This window comes from Bacillus haikouensis, from assembly GCF_013179555.1.
Classification (GTDB): domain Bacteria; phylum Bacillota; class Bacilli; order Bacillales; family Bacillaceae_B; genus Rossellomorea; species Rossellomorea haikouensis_A.
On record NZ_JABMCR010000342.1, the window covers coordinates 1 to 3,757 of the forward strand.

General features: G+C 44.7%; 3 protein-coding genes. 2 read left to right on the plus strand and 1 reads right to left on the minus strand.

All coding sequences use genetic code 11. The features are described 5' to 3' along the window. Positions 1 to 74: 74 nt before the first annotated feature. A complete protein-coding gene (gene dhaK / locus HP456_RS21070) occupies positions 75 to 1,832 on the plus strand; it encodes a dihydroxyacetone kinase subunit DhaK (RefSeq protein ID WP_172254773.1) in 1,758 nt (585 codons plus the stop codon). 321 nt (positions 1,833 to 2,153) lie between these two features. On the opposite strand, the gene HP456_RS21075 is transcribed toward dhaK, so the two are convergent. Further along, positions 2,154 to 2,996: a hypothetical protein gene (locus HP456_RS21075; RefSeq protein WP_172254775.1), complete on the minus strand. Its 843-nt coding sequence runs from the start codon at positions 2,994 to 2,996 to the stop codon at positions 2,154 to 2,156. A gap of 382 nt (positions 2,997 to 3,378) precedes the next feature. On the opposite strand from HP456_RS21075, the gene HP456_RS21080 reads away from it, so the two are divergent. Next, on the plus strand, positions 3,379 to 3,757 hold a 379-nt coding region (locus tag HP456_RS21080; RefSeq protein WP_172254777.1), incomplete at its 3' end, for a sugar transferase.

Sequence of the window (3,757 nt, forward strand, 5' to 3'; positions counted from 1 at the left end):
AAATTGAATTGCTTTCGTTTTATCACGGGCAGTGAGATAATTTGAGAAATCACAAACAGGAGGAGGATTTATAAATGAAGAAAGTCATGAATGAACCTGAAGACTTGGTCGTGGAAATGTGCAATGGGATGGCGATGGCACATCCGGAGCTTGAGTTTTTGAAAAAGTACAAGGTCATGAAGAAAAAGGACTTGAATGAAAATAAGGTAACCCTGATCAGCGGCGGAGGAAGCGGTCATGAGCCTGCACATGCAGGGCTTGTCGGAAAAGGGATGCTTGATGCGGCCGTGTGCGGCGACATATTTGCGTCACCTTCGCAGATCCAGGTCTATCAGGCGATCAAAGCGACTGCCGGTAAAAAGGGAGTTCTGCTGGTCATCAAGAATTACAGCGGGGACATCATGAACTTTAAAAATGCGGCTCACTTGGCTTCCGAGGATGGCATCCAAGTTGAATATGTCAAAGTCGATGATGATATTGCGGTGGAAGACAGCCTTTATACAGTGGGACGCCGCGGGGTAGCCGGAACTGTGCTGGTACATAAAATTGCCGGAGCGGCTGCTGAAGAAGGCAGGGACTTGAAGGAAGTTAAAGCGGTGGCGGAAAAGGCAGCTGAAAATGTCCGCAGCATTGGCTTCGCATTGACTTCGTGCACCGTTCCAGCCAGTGGTTCGCCAACATTCAAATTGGCTGATGACGAAATCGAATACGGTGTCGGGATTCACGGCGAACCGGGTATAAGACGGGAAAAGATCGCGTCCGCTGATGAATTGGCCAAGCGTATGACGGACGACCTGCTGAAAGATCTGAAAATCGAAGAGGGTGATTCATCCGAGGTCGCTGTCCTTGTTAATGGCTTTGGGGGCACGCCATTGCAAGAACTCTATCTATTCAACAATGCCGTAACCCGGATTCTGTCTGAAAAAAAGATAAATATGAACCGTTCCTTTGTCGGTAATTACATGACCAGTATCGATATGGCGGGTATCTCCCTGACCGTGATGAAGCTGGACGAAGAGTTAAAAACATTGCTGTCCAGCGAAAGTCATGCGCCTGCGTTCAGAGTGGACGGACCGGTGCCGGGTGTCGAATACATCGATCTTGAGGAGAAGGAAGAAACGAAACCCGTATCATTTGAAGTTGAAACACCAGAAGAGCACGCGGTAATCAAAAATGATAAAGCTTCTCTGGAGAACATCATCTATCTGGCTGATAAAATGAGCGACATCATCATCAAGAACGAAGTACCTTTCTGTGAATTGGATTCACATGCAGGGGACGGAGATTTCGGGATGAGCGTCTCCAAAGGGTTCAAGCAATTGAAACGGGAATGGAAAGACATCCTTAGTCAGGATAACCTGACGATCGGCCGCTTTTTAGACGCGAGTTCCATGGTCATTATGGAATATTGCGGAGGGGCTTCCGGTCCGATATGGGGATCCGCATTCCGCGCTGCAGGCAAATCGGTGGCAGATCGAATGGAGTTAAATGTTAAAGAATTTGCAGATATGCTGCAGGCTGCCGTCAAGGGAATCCAGAATACAGGCGAGCGCTCATTTGGCAGAGGTGCAGAAGTGGGCGATAAAACACTCGTCGATGCACTCGTCCCTTGTGCTGACTCCTGGTCGGAAAGTGCCTCAGCCGGTGATGACTTCAAGACTGCTTTTGAAAAAGGAGCTGCCGCTGCTGTAGAGGGAGCCGAAAAAACCAAGGATATCGTTGCCCGGATGGGACGTGCCGGTACAGTCGGCGAAAGAAGCCTCGGTCATCCGGATGCCGGTGCATATGCACTGGGGGTTATTTTTACAGAGCTTTCGGAGAGTTTGAAGTAATTAAGAGAGAGTTAAAGTCTGGGAGGACAGGCTGCCTCGGCTTAATGGAACGAACGATACTGACAGTGTGAGCCGGCACTTTGCCAAAGCAGACCGGCTGTAATCCAGCCAGGAGTTACATGTAAGTTTCATTTTTTGCAGAAGAGATTTCATCCCAAACCTAATTACATGAAGATCCTGGGACAAAAGTGTTTAAGTTTAATTAAAACCCGAACTAATTTGAATTTAAGAATTCAAATTAGTTCGGGTTTATTAGCTTTGTTTAAATTTCCATTGTTGATTACAAGTTTACACTTTGATTAATACCCAGCAAACTAATTGTTAAAGATTAACCTTATTCCGCTGTCCATTATCGATAATCCGGTTGTCAGGTACGGAGGGAATAGTGAGGGTGGTGTCCATACTGTTAGCGGTCAATTCAATCACAGGACCGTTGTGGGGGATAGATGACACGTCCCAAACCATTCCATCGAAATAGTTGAATTGGCCACTAACCTTCAACACTTTTGTGGTTATGGGTGTGGGCTGAATTTGAAGGTCCCTGAACTGGTTCCCGCTGATTTCATATGGGATTGTAGAGCTGCTGGTCATGGTGATCATTTCGATGCAATCATCCAGTGACACGCTGAGAAACCGGTTTGCATTGATCCAGGCAAGCCCGGAAGATGGCCGATTGGCAACCAGTTTCATGCCGATTTTCATTCCGGCTATTTTGATATTTTCAAAATGGACGAAAGAAATTTCATGGCCGGCACCGCCGGAAAAAAGTGATACGCCGATACCTTTGTGACTGCTGTGCCAGTTGACAATGTTAATATCTCTAATCTGTGTCCGATTCCATGTATTGTAATATTTATATTTTCCATTTAAATAAATTACTTCTGAATCAAATGCCGCGTCATTGATGGCAATGTAGGCCCCTTCCAGTGAAGCGTTTTTTTGCAATTCCAATACCCGGAAGTTCCCTTCGACAATAAACTGCGTTCCATAATCAAACAGTAATTTGACACCTTGCTTAATAACGATTGGTGCGGTAATTAAATAATCCCTGTTTCCCAGTTTAACGTTCTTTCCTCTATTGTTTCTGGAATAGTCAATGGCAGCCTGTATTTTAAGGGAGTCATTCGCACCGCTGAAGTTTTCTACATAGATGTCTTCATTCATCTTTTTGCCCCTACTTTCCTTTGTTAGCATTACTCTAAAACTATTAAAACTAATGCTTGTACTATCTTATTCTTGAAAAATAAAAATGGTGCCGAATAATAGGAACCCCTCCTAGTTTTCAACAAGAAGCGTGTATATTCCGGTTCACATACTCTTGATTTTCATGGTGAATCAATAGTCACGATTTTTTTTGGGGATATCAGCCTACTCCCCAAGTGCAGGAACAGGTTGATCAATCGTTCTGGACAAAGATGGAAAAAGGGTGAAAATATATCTATTTCTAACGAATTGAAAATCTGTTAAGATACTTTCAAGCTTACGTTCTCCATAGTGAACATAAAGTGATAAATTTCGATAAGGAAAATTCTGGAGGTGGAGTTTTTTGTCGTTGAAAGTCGATGGTATAAGAGGTTTAAGGGGAATTTCCACGAATGAAGAAATGTTCTATATAGAAAACGTCCCTTTGTCATCTGCTACATATCTTACGGTCCGAAGGTTATTTGATATTGTTCTGGCTGTTGCTGGTCTGGCAGCTGCAATGCCGATACTGGTCATTTTTTCTATCGCTATAAAAATGGACTCGAAAGGGACAGTGTTTTATCGGCAAGAGAGGGTAGGGGCGAAAGGGAGATACTTTCAGCTGCTAAAACTCCGAACGATGGAAATGGATGCCGAGAAAGATGGTCCAAGATGGGCAGGCATCAACGATCCACGGGTGACCAGAATCGGCAAGTTTCTTCGAAAGACAAGGATCGATGAGC

Coding starts and splice junctions, on each gene's coding strand:
- dhaK (WP_172254773.1), top strand. CDS start 75: ATGAAGAAAGTCATGAATGAACCTGAAGACTTGGTCGTGGAAATGTGC.
- HP456_RS21075 (WP_172254775.1), bottom strand. CDS start 2,996: ATGAATGAAGACATCTATGTAGAAAACTTCAGCGGTGCGAATGACTCC.